Genomic DNA, 15,503 nt, shown 5'->3' on the forward strand with positions numbered 1-15,503 from the left:
AGCTGACCGGGAGGCGGCACATATACCCAACCGCCATTCGGCGCCGTCTGCTTGACCGGCAAATCACACTCAACTTGCCAGTTTTTCCTGCCCCGCGAAGGGGCTGAGGCCCAGCCAGGTCTGCATGGAACGGATCAGGCCCGAAGAGCCCACCAACAGCAGCGCCTCGCGGTCGACAGCATCAGAGACCGACCGCAGGCCCATCCAGATTTCGGTCATCGTGCGCAGATCCACGGTCGCGTAAAGATCAACGTCAAAGCCGGGGTCGATGTGGCACAGGTCAACCGTGCGGTCCGGCTCGACGATCAGCCACCAGTTGCGCTGAGCCTCGGGCAGTTCGGGATAGATGAACGCGATCACCACGCGGCGGTCCGGCACCGGGTCGGTGTCGAGATTGCGGCGCATGTCCCACATCAAAAGCTCGGGGTCGAGGTTTTCCAGCGACGGCTCGGTCTCAACCCATTTCTGGCCCCACATGCCGATGGCCTCGATCACTGGCTGAATGTCGCACCCGGCTTGGGTCAGCCGGTAGGCTTCGATCTCGGGCGCCTCAGGCAGCCGTTCGCGCATCACCACACCCGCCGTCTCCAACTCGCGCAAGCGCTTTGACAGCAGCGCCGGCGACATGCGCGGCACGCCTCGGCGCAACTCGTTAAAGCGGGTCGATCCGGCCACCAGTTCGCGCAACAAAACAACCGTCCAGCGGGTGCACAAAACCTCTGCCGCCATCGCGACGGGGCAGAATTGTTTGTAGCTCGCATTGGTCATGGAGAGCCTCCTTTCCTGTCGTGCCCACCGCCTGACATATCGCCCCCGCATCTGACCAGTTCAGGCCCTGTACCGGGGCGGATTCAGTTCGTGAACTAGCCTGACAGCAGACATGGATGCCATTCTACGCACAGGCCGGAGCGGTCCGGCACACGCCAAACCACTTGAAACCAAGGGAGAAAGAAAATGCCTCTTGTCGATATCGAACTGATCGAAGGGGTCTTCGACGATGACTAGAAACAGCGGATGATCCGGGACGTGACCGAAGCAATGGTCGGCATCGAGGGCGAGGCCCTGCGCGGCGTGACATGGGTTCGGGTGCAGGAAATCCCCAGCGGCGCGTGGGCCATCGGTGGTAAACCAATGACGGCCCATGCCGTCAGGGCCGCGCAGTCCGAACCCACCTGAGCAAACCCACCGACAGACCAGAAAGGAGCAGCCATGCCCCATTCCCTCGCCCAAGACCTTTGGACCGTGACGCTCTACGAACGCCTTGGCGGCGCCGCGGGCATCCGCCGGATCGTCGATGGGGCCGTCGCGGCTCATATGGACAACCCCTTGATTGGCCACCGGTTTCAGCCCTACGCCGACCGCCCCGAGCGGGTCGAGGAGATCAAGCAGCACACATGCGACTTCTTCGCCGTCGGCAGTGGCGGGCCGGGCACCTACACCGGTCGCAGCATGACCGAGGCGCATCGCGGCATGAAGATCGACGATGCGAAATACGACGGCGCCGCCGACGATATCCTGAAGACGATGAAGGCCCTGAACTACGACGCGGACACCCGCGCCGAGGTCGGGGCGATCCTTGACACCCTGAAACCCGAAATCACCCACGTATAAGCGGACCAGCCCCAATGGCCGGCCCGCGGAAAGGCAGGCACAACATGACGCCCCAAATCGAAACCCGTCGCTTCGAATACCCCGACGACCGGCTTGACATGAAGGCGCAGGGCGGCATCGACATCGTCAAGACAGCGCAAGGTTCGACCGGCATGCACGCGGTGTTCGAGCCCGGCTGGACCTGGGAGGCGGACGAGAAACCGCTTCTTGGGTCTCCCGATACCTGCCCGATGCATCACACCGGCTATTGCCTCTCGGGCAGGCTGGTGGTGCGAATGGTCGAGAGCGGGCAGGAAACGCCGATCACCAAGGGCGATTTCTTCGAGATCCCGCCGGGCCATGACGCTTGGGTCGATGGCGATGAGAGGGTCGAACTGATCCTGTTCGAAGCGCCGGGGGGCCATGCCTGAACCGTCTAGTGAAACGCCGACCTTGAAGGCGTTCAGATAGACGTATTCATATTTCAGCGAGCGCCAGAGCCGCGCGCTCATGCGATTGTCGATCCAGCGACCACGCCCAACCATCCGAGATATTAACCTTGGCGTCACGCAGCACATCGGTCAAAACTGTGCTGGTAAATTGCGCGACCGGATCGCCAAGTCACGTTTCATGCGGTTTGAGACGGCCCAGCCGATCACGCGGCGGGAGTGCATCTCAAGGAGCGAGCCGTTGTCCGCCATTGATGGGACGGAACAATTCCGTGACAGATCCACCCCGCGCCTATGATGGACGGAGAGGCCCTGCGGCTTCGCGGGTGATACTAAAAAGCCTCATTATTTCGCGCCAATGAGGCTGAACGGTGGGCCTGACGCCCGGTGGACGTCAGGCCCATTTTGGGGCTTAGGCGGCAGATATTCGGCGGCCGCTCGGATCGAAGAAGCGCAGATCAGAGGGGGCCAAGGTCAGGGTGATCTCGCTCCCGGCCTCGAAGACGTGGTCTTGCCCGCCGCGCATGATCATCTTGTCTGGCCCAAGTGCCAGGTGCACGAGCGTTTCCGCACCAAGCGGCTCGACCAGCGTAACATGCGCCTTCACCCCTGTGTCTCCGACCTTCAGAAATTCCGGCCTGACTCCGACAAAGCCAAGATCTGCAGGAGCATCCGGCGCCAGTGAAAGAAGTTCCCGGGCTGCTTGGCCAGACGCCTGCAGAACGTTCATGGGCGGGGCGCCGATGAACTCGGCTACAAAAGTGCTAGCAGGGTTCGTATAGAGATCCATCGGTGTGCCGATCTGTTCGATCTTGCCGCTTGACATAATGACAATGCGATCGGCAAGGCTCATCGCCTCTATCTGGTCGTGGGTCACGTAAACGAAGGTGGCACCAAGACGCTTGTGCAGATCCTTCAACTCGGCCCGTAACTGGGTGCGCAGCTTGGCGTCGAGGTTCGACAGCGGTTCGTCGAACAGGAAAACTGAGGGCTCGCGCACGATGGCGCGCCCCATTGCCACCCGCTGGCGCTGGCCCCCGGACAGGGCGCGGGGTTTTCGATCAAGATAAGGCTCCAGTTGCAGAAACCGTGCGGCCTCGGCGATCCGCGTGTCGATTTCTGCCTTCGGCATGCCCTGATTGCGTAGGCCGTAGGACATGTTCCCGCGCACCGTCATGTGCGGGTAGAGCGCGTAGTTCTGGAACACCATGGCGATGTCACGGTCGCCGGGTTCGACCGCATTGACCACCCGGCCGCCGATCTGCAAGTCTCCTTCGGTGATCTCTTCGAGACCGGCGATCATGCGCAGTATCGTGGACTTGCCGCAGCCAGATGGGCCAACCAGCACGATAAACTCTGCGTCCGCGATCTCGAACGTGGCGTCGGCCACGGCAGACACGCCGCCCGCATAGGTTTTGCCCACACCGTTCAATTTCAAGTCTGCCATGGTTTATTTCTCACTTTCCACAAGGCCCTTCACGAAAAGCCGCTGCATTGCCAGCACCACGAGAACAGGCGGGATCATGGCCAGAATCGCCGTGCCCATGGTGTAGTGCCAGATCGGGATGCCTTCACCCACGTTAACCATCCGCTGGATGCCCATCACGATAGTGTAAAGGTCTTGATCCGTTGTAATGAGGAGCGGCCAGAGATACTGGTTCCAACCGTAAATGAACAGTATGATGAACAGCGCCGCGATATTGGTGCGCGACAGCGGCAGCAATATATCCCAAAAGAACCGGATCGGACCGGCCCGATCCATGCGGGCGGCCTCCACCAGTTCGTCCGGTATGGTCAAAAAGAACTGCCGGAACAGGAACGTCGCTGTGGCGGAGGCGATCAGAGGAATGATCAGACCGAAATAGCTGTTCAGCATGCCAAGGCTGGCGATCACGTCGTAAGTGGGCAGAATGCGGACTTCTACCGGCAGCATCAGGGTGATGAAGATCAGCCAGAAAAACAGCATCCGCAGCGGGAAGCGAAAATACACGATGGCAAAGGCTGACAGCAGCGAGATCGCGATCTTGCCGAGTGTGATGCCAAGCGCCATGATCAGCGAATTGAACATCATGGTGGCCAGCGGCACGCCACCTGCAGCCGGAACGCCCGCGGTCAGCAACTGGGTGTAATTCTCGACCGCCTGAGTGCCGAACCAAAGCGGGATGGGCGAGCGTGCCAGCGCCTCGCCCGGATGGGTGGACGCAACCAGCGCGACCCAGACAGGAAAGCACAAGAACACGATGCCAAGGATGAGCACGACATGGGTTGTCACGGTGGCGAGGGGGCGGTTTTCGACCATCAGTATTGCACCTTGCGTTCGACGAAGCGGAATTGAACGACGGTCATCGCAATCACAAGCGCCATCAGGATCACTGACTGTGCGGCCGACGATCCGTAATCCTGTCCCACAAAGCCGGTGGAATAGACCTTGTAGACGAGGATCGCGGTCGCATCAGCCGGCCCGCCCGAGGTCGTGGCATGGATGATCGCGAAGGTATCGAAAAATGCGTAGACCAGATTGACCACCAGCAGAAAAAACGTGGTGGGCGACAGCAGCGGAAAGCAGATTGTCCAAAAGCGGCGTGCCGGGCTGGCCCCGTCGATGGCTGCCGCCTCGATCAGCGATTTCGGCATTGATTGCAATCCGGCGAGGAAGAACAAGAAATTATAGCTGATCTGTTTCCACGCGGCGGCGACGATCACCATCAACAGGGCCTGACGGCCGTTGACGTAATGATTCCAATCCACACCAAAGGTGCTTTCCAGCATATAGGCGACAATGCCCAGCGACGGATTCATCATGAAGAACCACAGCACCCCTGCCAGCGCCGGGGCCACCGCATAGGGCCATATCAAGAAGGTCCGGTAGCTCATTTTGCCCCGCAACACCCGGTTGGCCGCCACAGCCAGCGCCAGAGCCGTGCTCATGGACAATAGCGTCACCGACAGACCAAAGATCAGGGTCGTCCAGAAGCTGCGTAAGTAGCTGCCATCGGAAAACAGCGCGGTGAAATTCTCAAACCAGACAAATGTCCGGTTGAAACCGAACACATCCTCCAAAAAGAATGAGGTTTCCAGCGCCTGATAGGCGGGCCAGATGAAGAAGATCAGCGTAACCGCAATCTGCGGGGCGAGCAGCAGATAGGGCAGCCAACGGTGGCGAAAGACGACACGTTTCTGCATGGGATTTCCAGATAAAAAATAACCGGCCGAAGCATGCCCCGGCCGGCCTGACAGTCAGATCCAGAGGATCAGGAGTTGGTGGCCTCGAAGCGGCGCAACAGCGCGTTGCCACGCGTCACAGCGGCGTCCAATGCCTCCTGAGCGGTCTTGTCACCGGCCCAGACAGCCTCCAGTTCTTCGTTGATCACGTCACGGATCTGCACAAAGTTGCCAAAGCGCAACCCGCGAGAGTTCGAGGTCGGCTCGTTCAGCGACAACTGATTGATGGCCACGTCCGTTCCCGGATTATCAGCAAAGAAGCCACGCTCGTCCATCAGCTCGGCAGCGGCGTTGGTGATCGGCACATAGCCGGTCGCCTGGGCCCAGTCGGCCTGCTGTTCGGTGCCCGACAGGAAGTCGAGGAATTGCGCGGTGCAGGCAAACTCGGCATCCTCATGGCCCTGCAAGGCCCAGAGCGTAGCGCCACCGATGATCGAGTTCTGCGGCTCGGCGCGGACAGACGTGTCGATCGGCATCGGAACTTGGGTAAACTCGAAGTCCTGAATGTCGGCCTCAAAACCGCCAAAATAGGCCGAAGAGTTGATCCACATGGCGGCTTCGCCGTTCACGAATTGCGGGCGGGAGTCGCCCCGGCGGCCGCCATACGTGAACAAGCCTTCCTCGGCCATGGTTTGGATGCGGTCAATGTGGCCGACCACGGCGGGATTGTTGATCTTCAGCTCGGTGCCGGTGCCGGCAAAGCCGTTCTCAAGCGTTCCGATCTCCAGGTCATGCCACGCCGAGAAGTTCTCGATCATGGTCCAGGATTGCCAGCCAAAGCCCAACGGAGAGGCGACACCAGCGGCTTTGAGGGCGCGGGCGGCGTCGATGGTTTCGTCCCAGGTCGTCGGGATCTCGATGTCGTTCTCTTCAAACAAGGTGACATTGACCCACATCACAGGGGTGGACGAGTTGTAGGGCAGAGACAGCATGTTGCCGTCCGTGTCAGAGTAGTAGGAGATCACGGCAGGGATGTAGCTGCTTTCGTCGAAGGCCAGACCCTGATCTTCCATCAACTGATGCACGGGGTAGATCGCGCCCTCGGCAGCCATCATGGTTGCGGTGCCAACTTCGAAGACCTGCACGATGTTGGGCTGTTCGCCGGCGCGGAATGCCGCGATTGCTGCGGTCATCGTCTCGGTGTAGTCGCCTTGGTAAACCGAGTTGACGGTGCAGCTGTCCTGCTGCTCGTTGAAGGTGGTGGCGAAGGCGTCTGTGCGCTCGCCCAGCTGGCCACCCATGGCGTGCCAAAACTGGATTTCCGTGCGATCCTGCGCCTGTCCGGCGGCGGCGCTCACAGCCAAAGTGGCGACCGTAGCGAGGAGGTGCTTTTTCATCAGTGTCTCCGACAGAAATTTGGACGCACCCGTCAAGGAAGCGCCATGAAAGAAGGTCTTCGGCCCATTCGTGGGCCGACACGCACGCGATATTAATCATATGTGGCGGACTATATTTCTGATATGTGACGATTTTTTATGTATATGATTCAGTTTAATGACATTGAACACGACGGCGACTGGCTTAGGCTCACGTCAAAGAAAGCCAGCACGGAACAAATCCGGCACGGCCTCAGCGCGGTATTCTGGGGGGAGCGCATTGCGCTGGATGGAGCGTCCGGTTACCGCAAATCGTCAGATGAAATATGTAAAGTTTGGCAGCTGTGCCCAACATCGTGCAGAACTGCGCCGCAATGACCCGGCACGAAATGAACCCCAGTTTGGGTTTGAAGATTAAGACCAACTGCATGTGACGTGCCCGGAGCAATCGTGACTTGGCGTCCGGCAAACTGACCCGTGATCATGCGGTGAACATGCCCGCAGGCAATCTGCACAGGGCCGTCATGGTCATGCAAAACGGCCTCAAGGCGTGGATTGGGGGTGAGGCCGATGGCGTCCATGGCAGAGATGCCGGTTGCAAAAGGCGGGTGGTGCATGAAGACAAGCAGCGGACGGCCTGCCAGATCGCGCAGCGTGGCCGCAAGCCACTCCAGTGTCTGGTCGCTCACCTCACCGTGGGCTGCCCCTTCAACCAGCGTATCAAGGCCCAGGGTGGTGACATCGTCCAGATCCTCGCGCCAGTTGATCGGCCCTTTATCGGGCATCCAGCCCTCCTGCGCGGCAAAGGCCCGCATGGTTTCGCGATTATCATGATTGCCTGGAATGGCACGCCAAGGCAGCGGTGCCGTGGCCATAATTGCGCGCAGGTGATCATAGGCACCGTCGCATCCGGTTTCCGTCAGGTCGCCCGAAATCACCAGCCGCTCCACCGGGCCGATGGCGGGTAATAGGCGTGCCAGCCCGGACAGCATGTCTTGCAGCGCTGTGGCGGTGTCGATCGTGCCGTGGAACAGTTGCCCTTCGGGCATGATGTGCAGATCCGAGATGTGCAGGATGCGGGTCATACTGTCCTCATTTCACACCAGCGGTCAGGAAGGCCTGAACGAATTGACGCTGGAATATCAAAAAGCCGATCAAGAGCGGCGCGATCACCATGACCGTGGCTGCCGAGATCACCGATATATCGACCCCGTTCTCGGGCGCGCCAAACAGCGACAGGCCCACGGTCAGCGGGCGGGTTGAGGGCGAATTGGTCACGATTAGCGGCCAAAGGAAGTTGTTCCAGTGCGATGCCACCGAGACCAGCGCATAGGCCAGATAGGTGGGGCGCGCAGCGGGCACATAGACCCGCCAGAGCACGCCCAATGTGCCGCAACCTTCGACGCGTGCCGCCTCGTCCAGATCCTTGGGCACGGATTTGAACGCCTGCCGCATCAGGAATATGCCAAAGGCCGAGGCCATATAGGGCGCGCCGATGCCCATAATGCTGTCAAGCAGCCCTAAGGAGGCGGCGACCTGATAGTTTTCGACGATCAACACCTCAGGCAGGATGAAAAGCTGCATCAGCACGAGAATGAACAGCACGTCGCGCCCGCGAAATTCTGTCTGTGCAAAGGCATAACCGGCCAGCGTGCAAAGCAGGAACTGCCCTGCAAGGATCAGCGAGACCAGCATGAAGGTGTTGAGGAAATACCGCAGCCACGGCGCACCAGCCCAAGCGGTGCGGAAGTTTTCAAGCGTCAGCGGCGCGGTCAGGCGGAAATTCACCGCGTCGCTGACATCATGGAACGCGGCCCAGAATGCGAAGACCAGCGGCGAAATCCACAAAAGGGCCAGCAGGACTGCGGCGGCGGGTTCGATATAACGGATCATCTGTAATGCACCCGCCGGTCAAGCACGAGGAACTGAAAAGCCGCCAATGCCCCCATCAGGGCCAGTACCAGCACAGTCATCGCCGCGGCTGATGGCCTGTCGAAATAGGCAAACGCGTTCTCCCAGATGTAGTAGAGGATCAGCTTTGAGCTGTCGGATGGCCCGCCCTTGGTGAGGATGAACAGGTGGTCGATCAGCTTGACCGAATTGATCATCGCATTGACGAGGATGAACAGCGTGGTCGGCATCAAGAGCGGCAGTAGAATACGGCGCGCGTAGGTCCAGCGGCTTGCGCCTTCGATCTCGGCGGCTTCTTTCAAATCGGGTGGGATGGTTTGCAGCGCGGCGAGATAGAAAATCATGAAAAACCCCGCCTCTTTCCAGATCGTCACCACGCAGATCGCCCAAAGCGCGGTTTCGGGTTGACCAAGCCAGTTGACCGGCTCGGCCCCAAAGAGCGCCCCGATCTGGTTGAGGATGCCGAAACTGGGCGTGTAGAAAAACAGCCAAAGGTTCGCCGCCGCGATCATTGGCAGCACGGTGGGCGTAAAATAGGCAGTGCGTATAAAGCTGCGCGCCGGAATTTTCGAATTGGCCCAAAGCGCCATGACAAGCGCCAGCGCCATGGACGCCGGGATTGTGACCAAAGCATAGAGAAGGTTGTTGCTTGCCACCTGCCAGAAGGTCGGATCGTCGAAAAGGTAGCGGTAATTGTCCAGCCCCACAAATTCGGCCGGGTTGCGGCGGGTGCCGCGCGACCAGAGCGAGGTCACCATGGTGGCCAGCGACGGGTAAAAGGCAAACGCCGTCAGCATGATGAGCGCGGGCGACAACAATAGCCAGCCATGCAGCGCGCGGCGGCGGCGCTCAAAGGTGAATGCGTCGGTCATGTGGGTCTCCATAGGGCCGGGCCGGATTGATCAACCGGCCCGGTAAAGGGTCATAGCTTGGGCTTACTTGTAGGCGCGCAGTTGACGCTCGGCAGTGGCTTGCGCCTCGGCCAGCGCCTCTTGCGGGCTTTTGTCGCCGGTCAGTGCCGATTGGATTGCGGCGTTCAGACCGTCGCGCACGCGCGCCGTCTCGAAGGTCGAGAATTCGGCAACCGCGTGTTCAAGCTGATCGCGTGCCACAAGGGCCGGTGGGAAATCAGCCGTGTAGGTCTTGAGCGCTTCGGTTTCGTAGGCGGCGGGCGACACGCCCATATAGCCGGTGGCGATGGACCACTTCGCAGCTTGCTCGGGCGCGGTCATGAACTTGATCAGTTCAAGCGCAGCTTGCTTTTCCTCGTCGGTCGAGTCTTTGAACAGGTAGAAATTGCCACCGCCGGTGGGCGAGCCCAGACGTTCCTGGCCCGGCAGCATGGCGACACCGAAATCGAACTCGGCATTGTCCTTGACCGCCGTCAGGTTGCCGGTGGAATGCCACATCATGGCGGTCTCACCCTCAAGGAAGGCTTGGCGCAGCGTGCCCCATTCCACGGTGCCTTCGGGCATGATGCCATGTTCGGTCGACAGCGATTTCCAGAATTCAAGCGCCGCGACAGAGTCGGGCGCGTCGAAATAGGTGGTCAGCCCGTCATTCGCCATCAGTTCTTGACCGTTCTGGATCGCCAGCGCCTGGAACATCCAGTAGGGATAGCCCGTCGAGGGGATCATAAGGCCATGGTGGTCGTCGTTGGTCAGGGCTTTGCCCATCGACACCAATTCGTCCCATGTGGTTGGTGCGGTTTCCGGATCAAGGCCCGCCTCGCGGAACATGTCCTTGTTGTAATACGCCACGACGGTGGACCGCTGGAACGGCACGCCCCACGTCTTGTCTTCGATTTTGCTGTTGGCCATCAGCGCCGGATAAAAGCCGTTTAGCCAAGCTTTTTCAGCATCAGTCTTGATCATGTCCTCGAAGGGCACGACCAGATCTTGCTCGATCAGATCATAGGCATCAATCGCAGCAATTACCGCAAGCTGTGCAGGCTCGCCGGAATTGAGTGCGGCCAGCGATTTGATACGCGTGTCGTCATAGTTGCCAGCGTAGATCGCGTTGACGCTGATGTCAGGGTTTTGCGCTTCGAACTCGGCGACGATCCCATCAACCACATCGGTCAGCGCGCCGCCGACGGCGATGGGGTAATACATGGTCAGTTCGGTCTCGGCCATGGCTGGATTGACGAGCGCGGTGGAGGCCGCCAATATGGCGGACACAGCAGTGATACGGGTCATTTCAAGAGGTCCTCTTTGACTGTTTGGGTTGGAGTAAGGGGCCTATGGCCATCCTCGGGCGCGGGATTTTGACGAATGCGCGCCTTTGGATTCTGCTGCGGCTCCTTTTTCAGGCTTCCGGTGACGGAGTCGAAAAGGAGCCGATTTTCTTTGGGGATAACCACACCGACCGTTTGGCCGGGTTCGAACGGGGCGGGGCCGGGCAAGATCGCGGCGAGCCCGTCCGCCGCCGGATGCCTGAGTGCCAGACGGGTTTCACCGCCCAGATACTCGAAATCGTCGATCCGCGCGTCAAGATCGCCTTGGCCGGCTGGCACAAGTGAAACGGCTTCGGGACGCATCCCGATGGTATAAGCACCCTCTTGGCCAAGCGCGGCCGCGTCGATCAGCGACATAGGCGGGTCGCCGATGAATTGCGCGGCAAAGATGGTGGCCGGTCGCGCGTAAAGATCAGAAGGCGTGCCAATCTGTTCAATATGACCATCCCGCATCAGCACGACCTTGTCCGACAGGCTCATCGCTTCGCCCTGATCGTGGGTCACGTAGACGACCGTCAGTGCCAACTTGCGCGCCAGTGTCCGGATGTCGCGACGCACCGAGTGGCGCAACTTGGCGTCAAGGTTCGACAGCGGCTCGTCCATCAAACACAGCGGCCGCTCGGCCACCGCCGCACGGGCCAGTGCCACGCGCTGCCTTTGCCCGCCCGACAGTTCGGACGGTTTGCGCCGCTCCAGCCCCTCCAGTCCGGTCATGGCAAGCACTTCAGCCAGACGCCGCTCCCGGTCCGCGCGGGTGACGCGCCGCACCTTGAGCCCGAAGATCACGTTTTCAGCCACCCTGAGATGCGGAAATAGCGCGTAAGATTGGAACACCATCGACAGGTTGCGCTGTGCGGCCGGCAGGGCCGTCACGTCGCGCCCATCAATTCTGATGCGCCCCGCTTGTGGCTGCTCTAGCCCCGCAATCAGGCGCAGCATCGTGGATTTGCCGCAACCCGAGGGGCCAAGGATCGACAGGAAAGCGCCTTGCTGCAGGCCAAGACTTATATCGCGAACGCCGCCTTGTCCGCTCCATTGCCGCGTGAGACCTTCAAGTGTCAGAAAGCTCATGTATTCTCTCCTGCGATGATCAACCGATCGCCAAGCGACTCCAGCAAGGTCGCAAAAGGCGCACCGGGGTTGGTCTCGGTCACGATAAGGTCGGCCTCGTCAAGATGACCGCCGACCGCCGGGGCGCGGCGACCGAATTTCGAACTGTCCGCGACGAAAATGGAGTGCCGGGCGTTTTCCTGTGCTTGGCGGCGGATGCGCACCTCGGGTGCGTGGAAATCCAGCAGGGAGCCGTCGTTGTCGATCCCGGCGGCACCGTAAATGGCGAAATCCGCGCGGTAGGCCCCGAAAAGCTCTTGGGCCAGCGACCCCAGAATATCCCGGTCCGGCAGGCGCAATTCCCCACCGGGGATGACAATCCGTGCACCGGGCGCCTCGGACAGGGCCATTGCTGCGTTCAAATTGTTGGTGATCACGGTCAGTCCCTCACGCGCGGCCAGCGCGGCGGCGACCACCGCCGGGGTTGTGCCAATCGAGAAAAACAGCGTTGCACCATCGGGGATCAGCCCCGCGACATGGGCCGCGATCCTCTGCTTGGCGGCCACATTCAGCGAGGTGCGCGCGGAGTAGGGCAAATTCGAACTGCCCTCGATGAATTCGGCCCCGCCGTGTAGGCGCCGCAATTTACCCTGCGCGCACAGCGCGTTGATATCACGGCGGACCGTATGGGCCGAGACGTGCAGGGCCGCTGCCAGCTCGTCTACCATGACGCGCCCGCGCGACTGTGCCGTTTCGAGAATCTCTGATCTTCTGTTCATTCAACAGCCCCTTTTATGCTCTAATGAGCACAAAGGATGACACCTTGATGAAACGCGTGCTCATCAAAGCATTTTTTTGTCGAATTTGGTGGGGCAGTTGTGTCGTGGTCCAAGCCGGCCTATGGCGGAAAACCATTTCAAAAGACAGCGCGCTGCCCTCCAGCGGTGCGCAATGCGCTAAAAGGACAACCACCGACATGGCGCTCGGCGGCCAGTCTGACACTATTTAACGCTCCATTTGCCTTGCGCTGCAAATATCGACGATGAGGTCTGCCGATGGTCTTTTGGGGAGGCAGCGTTACTCGACAGGCCAAATGCGGCGGCAATCGAGGCAGCGAACCCAAGCTCGCCCATCAGAGTGCTCTGTGGAATAGGCTATTGTGAAACGACTGCTGGTCGGCCCACGGCGTGTCGCAGGGATGCAGGGATGCAGGGATGCAGCGAAGTCACACATTGTCCGTCGACTGTGAACCCGCTGATCACTGGACCTTGCGGGCGCAGCAAAAGTTCGGTCTCACGGGCCGCAGTGCGGGATGACCTCGGGTGGATGAACGGCCGGTTTAGGCCGAAGACACCGGGTAGCGCGTCAGATTTACCGATGCCCTATCCAGCCGCGATCATCGGTGAAGGCGCGAGCGTCGGAGATTAGTGCGGGGCCGTAGCCGTTAGATAAACTGTCCAGAGACTCAAGCGGTCGGGGGGATGCCGCAAAGAGGATATTGGTTCGGCCCCGCGCGTTCACACGGCCCTGAACAGCCTCAACGTTCTGATAAAGTTCGCGCAGGATGGCATGGACGCCGCGCGCCAGGGGGCCGTCGGGCGTATCCAGAAGGTTCACATAGACCGGGCCATCGACGATCTCCCGCAGGCGGGCGAAGGTCTCACGCGTGACCAGATGCGCCGGGACCGAGCCCGAAGAGAAAGCATCCATCACGGCGGCGTCGAAGCGTTGATCGGTTTGGTTCAGGAAGACCCGCCCGTCGGCATGCACGATGCCGAGCCGACCATCGGCAGCTTTATCTTCGGACACGTGATAACTGGTCTGCGCGATCATTTCCGCCGCACTTGGCATGTGCGCGCGCACCACTTTCGTCACCAAAGGGTCGATCTCGACGGCCACCGCCTGTGCCTCTGGCTTTGACGCAAGAAGCTTTGTTGGCAACGTGTAACCGCCGCCGCCGACAAAAAGGACCGATGCATCCGGCTCCAGATCGCGATCCATGCGCGCCCAGAGCCACTCGGTATAGCTCAGGACAAGCTCGACCGTGCCCTCGTCAACCTCTACCGGCGTGACCCGCTCGGCTGCTTGCACTGTGCCGTCCGAAACGAGGCGCACCTCTGGGCCGCGCTCAACGACATGCAAGCAAGATAGACCTGATTCGTATTGACAGGCCGGGGATCCGGCCAGGCCTGCAAAGGCGACAAAACCGGCCGCCGCGATGGTCGCACCGGGATTGCCCGGCGCGCCGCTGCGCACGAAGGGCAGGCAAAGCAAGGCGACGGCGCCGCAGGCGGCAAAGGTCGCGGTCGAGCCGATCAGGGGCAAGGTCACGAACCCGGCGAGGATGGCCCCGAAAATGGCCCCGATGGACCCTGAGGCCAGCACGAAACCCAGCGACGATCCCTCCCGGCCCGGCCGCGCCTCGATTGCGAGTTTCGCAAGCAAGGGCGAGGGCAGCGTCACACAGACAGACGCCGGAAAGAACACGAGCAACACGCTGATCATCATACCACCCGTGCCGCGCGCGCCCCAGACATACAGCACGCCGAGCAACGTCGGCGACACGGCCATGAGAACCGCTGTCGCGACAAGCGCGTTGCGGACATTGCGCAAGGCGATCGCGCGCGGCTGTTCCGCCACGATCCCGCCAAGCGCGCTGCCCAAGGAAAACCCGCCCAGAACCGTCGCAATCACGGTCGTCCAGGTCAGCAACGAAGTGCCGAAGAAGGGCGCGAGCACGCGGCCTGCAGCAATCTCGTAGGTCAGCCCCACCGCGGACAGCACGAGGATGAGGGCGATGGTGACTGAAAAGCGGATGGTACCCTCCTTGTCGTTTTGAGGGGCATCTGAGCGGTCCTGACCGTGCGTGACCCCATGCATCAGCCGGCATTTCCGGGAAACCATACCTGTCTTGAAAAGAGGAAGCGACAGGCTTTTTGCCGACTTTCAGATTGACATAGTGTCATCCTGCAGACTCTCTCCACGACAGAGAAGCCCGCAGTGGGCAGGTCAGGAGGAATAGAAGAAACGATATGAGCTTCGGCAACCTATTCGTGATCGGTGAGCCCATCTGGCACCAGATATTGCCCTCGCAGCGAATGGCTTCAAAGCACGCAGAGGCTGCAATAATATAAAATGGCGATCCCGCGAGGACTCGAACCCCGAACCTGCTGATTAGAAGTCAGCTGCTCTATCCAGTTGAGCTACGGGACCGCTTGGGGTTTCGTTTACCGTCCGGATCGGCCAAGATCAAAGGCAAATCTCAGGCTCGGTTCGAAATGCTTTCGCTATAGCCCATGCGCCGCGCGGCTATCGTCGGGGGCTTGGGCGCGATCATGTTTGCCATAGTCACGGATAACGCTGACCACCCGCAACCGGTAATCATCGAACATCCGCGCGCGCCCGGCCTTTTGGGCGCGGCGATGGCCTTCCAGGTTGCGCCAACGTTCAACGGCGGCCTCGTCCTCCCAGAAACTGAGGGAGAGCAGCTTGCCCGGGGTCGTCAGGCTTTGAAACCGCTCAACACTGATAAACCCCTCGACCCCTTCCACCAGCGCTTTCATCTCGGCGGCCATATCCAGATACGACTCGGTTTGCCCCTCGGCGGGTTCAATTTCGAAAATGATCGCGATCATGGTGGCCTCCCGTTTGTGTTTCCGTAGCATTTCGAAGCAAAACCCGAAACGCAAGCCAAGAGCCGCAACCTCCAGACCAGATTGCCACGCCGAT

General features: G+C 60.4%; 17 protein-coding genes, 1 tRNA gene and 1 pseudogene. 4 read left to right on the forward strand and 15 right to left on the reverse strand.

The window, feature by feature from the left end:
- Nucleotides 1-69: 69 nt before the first annotated feature.
- Entirely contained in the window at nt 70-768 is a 699-nt protein-coding gene (locus HAT86_RS04285) for a winged helix-turn-helix transcriptional regulator (RefSeq protein WP_167193746.1), read from the reverse strand.
- Nucleotides 769-1,014: 246 nt separating this feature from the next.
- Here HAT86_RS04285 and HAT86_RS04290 point away from each other — a divergent pair, with 246 nt between their 5' ends.
- The 3 genes from HAT86_RS04290 to HAT86_RS04300 are packed head-to-tail and all read left to right on the forward strand — an operon-like array spanning nt 1,015 to nt 2,021.
- Complete coding sequence (locus tag HAT86_RS04290) at nt 1,015-1,176, forward strand: tautomerase family protein (RefSeq protein WP_231125808.1); 162 nt, start codon at nt 1,015-1,017, stop codon at nt 1,174-1,176.
- Between the two features lie 33 nt (nt 1,177-1,209).
- Nucleotides 1,210-1,611 (forward strand): group I truncated hemoglobin, encoded by a 402-nt coding sequence (locus HAT86_RS04295; protein ID WP_167193748.1) that lies wholly within the window; start codon nt 1,210-1,212, stop codon nt 1,609-1,611.
- 44 nt (nt 1,612-1,655) lie between these two features.
- The gene (locus HAT86_RS04300) at nt 1,656-2,021 is read left to right on the forward strand and encodes a cupin domain-containing protein (protein ID WP_167193750.1); all 366 of its coding nucleotides are present in this window, start codon (nt 1,656-1,658) and stop codon (nt 2,019-2,021) included.
- 6 nt (nt 2,022-2,027) lie between these two features.
- Here the strand turns inward: HAT86_RS04300 and HAT86_RS04305 are convergent.
- The 11 genes and pseudogenes from HAT86_RS04305 to HAT86_RS04355 all read right to left on the reverse strand — a co-directional run.
- Nucleotides 2,028-2,205 (reverse strand): annotated as a pseudogene (locus HAT86_RS04305) (IS3 family transposase); the annotation flags it as partial.
- Nucleotides 2,206-2,451: 246 nt separating this feature from the next.
- A complete protein-coding gene (locus tag HAT86_RS04310; protein WP_167193752.1) occupies nt 2,452-3,486 on the reverse strand; it encodes an ABC transporter ATP-binding protein in 1,035 nt (344 codons plus the stop codon).
- A gap of 3 nt (nt 3,487-3,489) precedes the next feature.
- Nucleotides 3,490-4,338 (reverse strand): sn-glycerol-3-phosphate ABC transporter permease UgpE, encoded by an 849-nt coding sequence (ugpE, locus tag HAT86_RS04315; protein ID WP_167193754.1) that lies wholly within the window; start codon nt 4,336-4,338, stop codon nt 3,490-3,492.
- Nucleotides 4,338-5,222 carry a sn-glycerol-3-phosphate ABC transporter permease UgpA gene (gene ugpA, locus HAT86_RS04320; protein WP_167193756.1) on the reverse strand — a complete coding sequence of 295 codons (885 nt, stop codon included), beginning with the start codon at nt 5,220-5,222 and terminating at the stop codon, nt 4,338-4,340. The genes ugpE and ugpA overlap by 1 nt, the downstream gene beginning before the upstream one ends.
- Nucleotides 5,223-5,290: 68 nt before the next feature.
- Nucleotides 5,291-6,598, reverse strand: a complete 1,308-nt coding sequence (ugpB, locus tag HAT86_RS04325) for a sn-glycerol-3-phosphate ABC transporter substrate-binding protein UgpB (protein ID WP_167193758.1) — start codon at nt 6,596-6,598, stop codon at nt 5,291-5,293.
- A gap of 281 nt (nt 6,599-6,879) precedes the next feature.
- Complete coding sequence (locus tag HAT86_RS04330; RefSeq protein ID WP_167193760.1) at nt 6,880-7,662, reverse strand: phosphodiesterase; 783 nt, start codon at nt 7,660-7,662, stop codon at nt 6,880-6,882.
- Between the two features lie 7 nt (nt 7,663-7,669).
- Nucleotides 7,670-8,470 (reverse strand): carbohydrate ABC transporter permease, encoded by an 801-nt coding sequence (locus HAT86_RS04335; RefSeq protein WP_167193762.1) that lies wholly within the window; start codon nt 8,468-8,470, stop codon nt 7,670-7,672.
- Nucleotides 8,467-9,360: a carbohydrate ABC transporter permease gene (locus HAT86_RS04340; RefSeq protein WP_167193764.1), complete on the reverse strand. Its 894-nt coding sequence runs from the start codon at nt 9,358-9,360 to the stop codon at nt 8,467-8,469. The genes HAT86_RS04335 and HAT86_RS04340 overlap by 4 nt, the downstream gene beginning before the upstream one ends.
- Nucleotides 9,361-9,423: 63 nt before the next feature.
- A complete protein-coding gene (locus tag HAT86_RS04345) occupies nt 9,424-10,686 on the reverse strand; it encodes an ABC transporter substrate-binding protein (protein ID WP_167193766.1) in 1,263 nt (420 codons plus the stop codon).
- Nucleotides 10,683-11,795 carry an ABC transporter ATP-binding protein gene (locus tag HAT86_RS04350; RefSeq protein WP_167193768.1) on the reverse strand — a complete coding sequence of 371 codons (1,113 nt, stop codon included), beginning with the start codon at nt 11,793-11,795 and terminating at the stop codon, nt 10,683-10,685. The genes HAT86_RS04345 and HAT86_RS04350 overlap by 4 nt, the downstream gene beginning before the upstream one ends.
- Nucleotides 11,792-12,553: a DeoR/GlpR family DNA-binding transcription regulator gene (locus HAT86_RS04355; protein WP_167193770.1), complete on the reverse strand. Its 762-nt coding sequence runs from the start codon at nt 12,551-12,553 to the stop codon at nt 11,792-11,794. Before HAT86_RS04355 ends, HAT86_RS04350 begins: the two co-directional genes overlap by 4 nt.
- Before the next feature lie 47 nt (nt 12,554-12,600).
- On the opposite strand from HAT86_RS04355, the gene HAT86_RS04360 reads away from it, so the two are divergent.
- Nucleotides 12,601-12,783 carry a hypothetical protein gene (locus HAT86_RS04360; RefSeq protein ID WP_167193772.1) on the forward strand — a complete coding sequence of 61 codons (183 nt, stop codon included), beginning with the start codon at nt 12,601-12,603 and terminating at the stop codon, nt 12,781-12,783.
- A gap of 362 nt (nt 12,784-13,145) precedes the next feature.
- Here the strand turns inward: HAT86_RS04360 and HAT86_RS04365 are convergent, their stop codons facing one another.
- From HAT86_RS04365 to HAT86_RS04375, 3 genes are all read right to left on the reverse strand, one after another.
- Nucleotides 13,146-14,654, reverse strand: coding sequence for a fused MFS/spermidine synthase (locus HAT86_RS04365; protein ID WP_196780507.1), 1,509 nt, complete (start codon nt 14,652-14,654; stop codon nt 13,146-13,148).
- A gap of 256 nt (nt 14,655-14,910) precedes the next feature.
- Nucleotides 14,911-14,987 (reverse strand) — tRNA-Arg (locus tag HAT86_RS04370).
- A gap of 74 nt (nt 14,988-15,061) precedes the next feature.
- Nucleotides 15,062-15,409 carry an antibiotic biosynthesis monooxygenase family protein gene (locus HAT86_RS04375; protein ID WP_167193774.1) on the reverse strand — a complete coding sequence of 116 codons (348 nt, stop codon included), beginning with the start codon at nt 15,407-15,409 and terminating at the stop codon, nt 15,062-15,064.
- Nucleotides 15,410-15,503 lie beyond the last annotated feature (94 nt).

The organism is Roseovarius gahaiensis, assembly GCF_011601345.1.
GTDB lineage: Bacteria > Pseudomonadota > Alphaproteobacteria > Rhodobacterales > Rhodobacteraceae > Roseovarius > Roseovarius gahaiensis.

Excerpts from the sequence above, each read along its gene's own strand:
- HAT86_RS04285 (WP_167193746.1), bottom strand. The coding sequence starts at position 768 with ATGACCAATGCGAGCTACAAACAATTCTGCCCCGTCGCGATGGCGGCA.
- HAT86_RS04290 (WP_231125808.1), top strand. The coding sequence starts at position 1,015 with ATGATCCGGGACGTGACCGAAGCAATGGTCGGCATCGAGGGCGAGGCC.
- HAT86_RS04295 (WP_167193748.1), top strand. The coding sequence starts at position 1,210 with ATGCCCCATTCCCTCGCCCAAGACCTTTGGACCGTGACGCTCTACGAA.
- HAT86_RS04300 (WP_167193750.1), top strand. The coding sequence starts at position 1,656 with ATGACGCCCCAAATCGAAACCCGTCGCTTCGAATACCCCGACGACCGG.
- HAT86_RS04310 (WP_167193752.1), bottom strand. The coding sequence starts at position 3,486 with ATGGCAGACTTGAAATTGAACGGTGTGGGCAAAACCTATGCGGGCGGC.
- ugpE (WP_167193754.1), bottom strand. The coding sequence starts at position 4,338 with ATGGTCGAAAACCGCCCCCTCGCCACCGTGACAACCCATGTCGTGCTC.
- ugpA (WP_167193756.1), bottom strand. The coding sequence starts at position 5,222 with ATGCAGAAACGTGTCGTCTTTCGCCACCGTTGGCTGCCCTATCTGCTG.
- ugpB (WP_167193758.1), bottom strand. The coding sequence starts at position 6,598 with ATGAAAAAGCACCTCCTCGCTACGGTCGCCACTTTGGCTGTGAGCGCC.
- HAT86_RS04330 (WP_167193760.1), bottom strand. The coding sequence starts at position 7,662 with ATGACCCGCATCCTGCACATCTCGGATCTGCACATCATGCCCGAAGGG.
- HAT86_RS04335 (WP_167193762.1), bottom strand. The coding sequence starts at position 8,470 with ATGATCCGTTATATCGAACCCGCCGCCGCAGTCCTGCTGGCCCTTTTG.
- HAT86_RS04340 (WP_167193764.1), bottom strand. The coding sequence starts at position 9,360 with ATGACCGACGCATTCACCTTTGAGCGCCGCCGCCGCGCGCTGCATGGC.
- HAT86_RS04345 (WP_167193766.1), bottom strand. The coding sequence starts at position 10,686 with ATGACCCGTATCACTGCTGTGTCCGCCATATTGGCGGCCTCCACCGCG.
- HAT86_RS04350 (WP_167193768.1), bottom strand. The coding sequence starts at position 11,795 with ATGAGCTTTCTGACACTTGAAGGTCTCACGCGGCAATGGAGCGGACAA.
- HAT86_RS04355 (WP_167193770.1), bottom strand. The coding sequence starts at position 12,553 with ATGAACAGAAGATCAGAGATTCTCGAAACGGCACAGTCGCGCGGGCGC.
- HAT86_RS04360 (WP_167193772.1), top strand. The coding sequence starts at position 12,601 with ATGAAACGCGTGCTCATCAAAGCATTTTTTTGTCGAATTTGGTGGGGC.
- HAT86_RS04365 (WP_196780507.1), bottom strand. The coding sequence starts at position 14,654 with ATGCATGGGGTCACGCACGGTCAGGACCGCTCAGATGCCCCTCAAAAC.
- HAT86_RS04375 (WP_167193774.1), bottom strand. The coding sequence starts at position 15,409 with ATGATCGCGATCATTTTCGAAATTGAACCCGCCGAGGGGCAAACCGAG.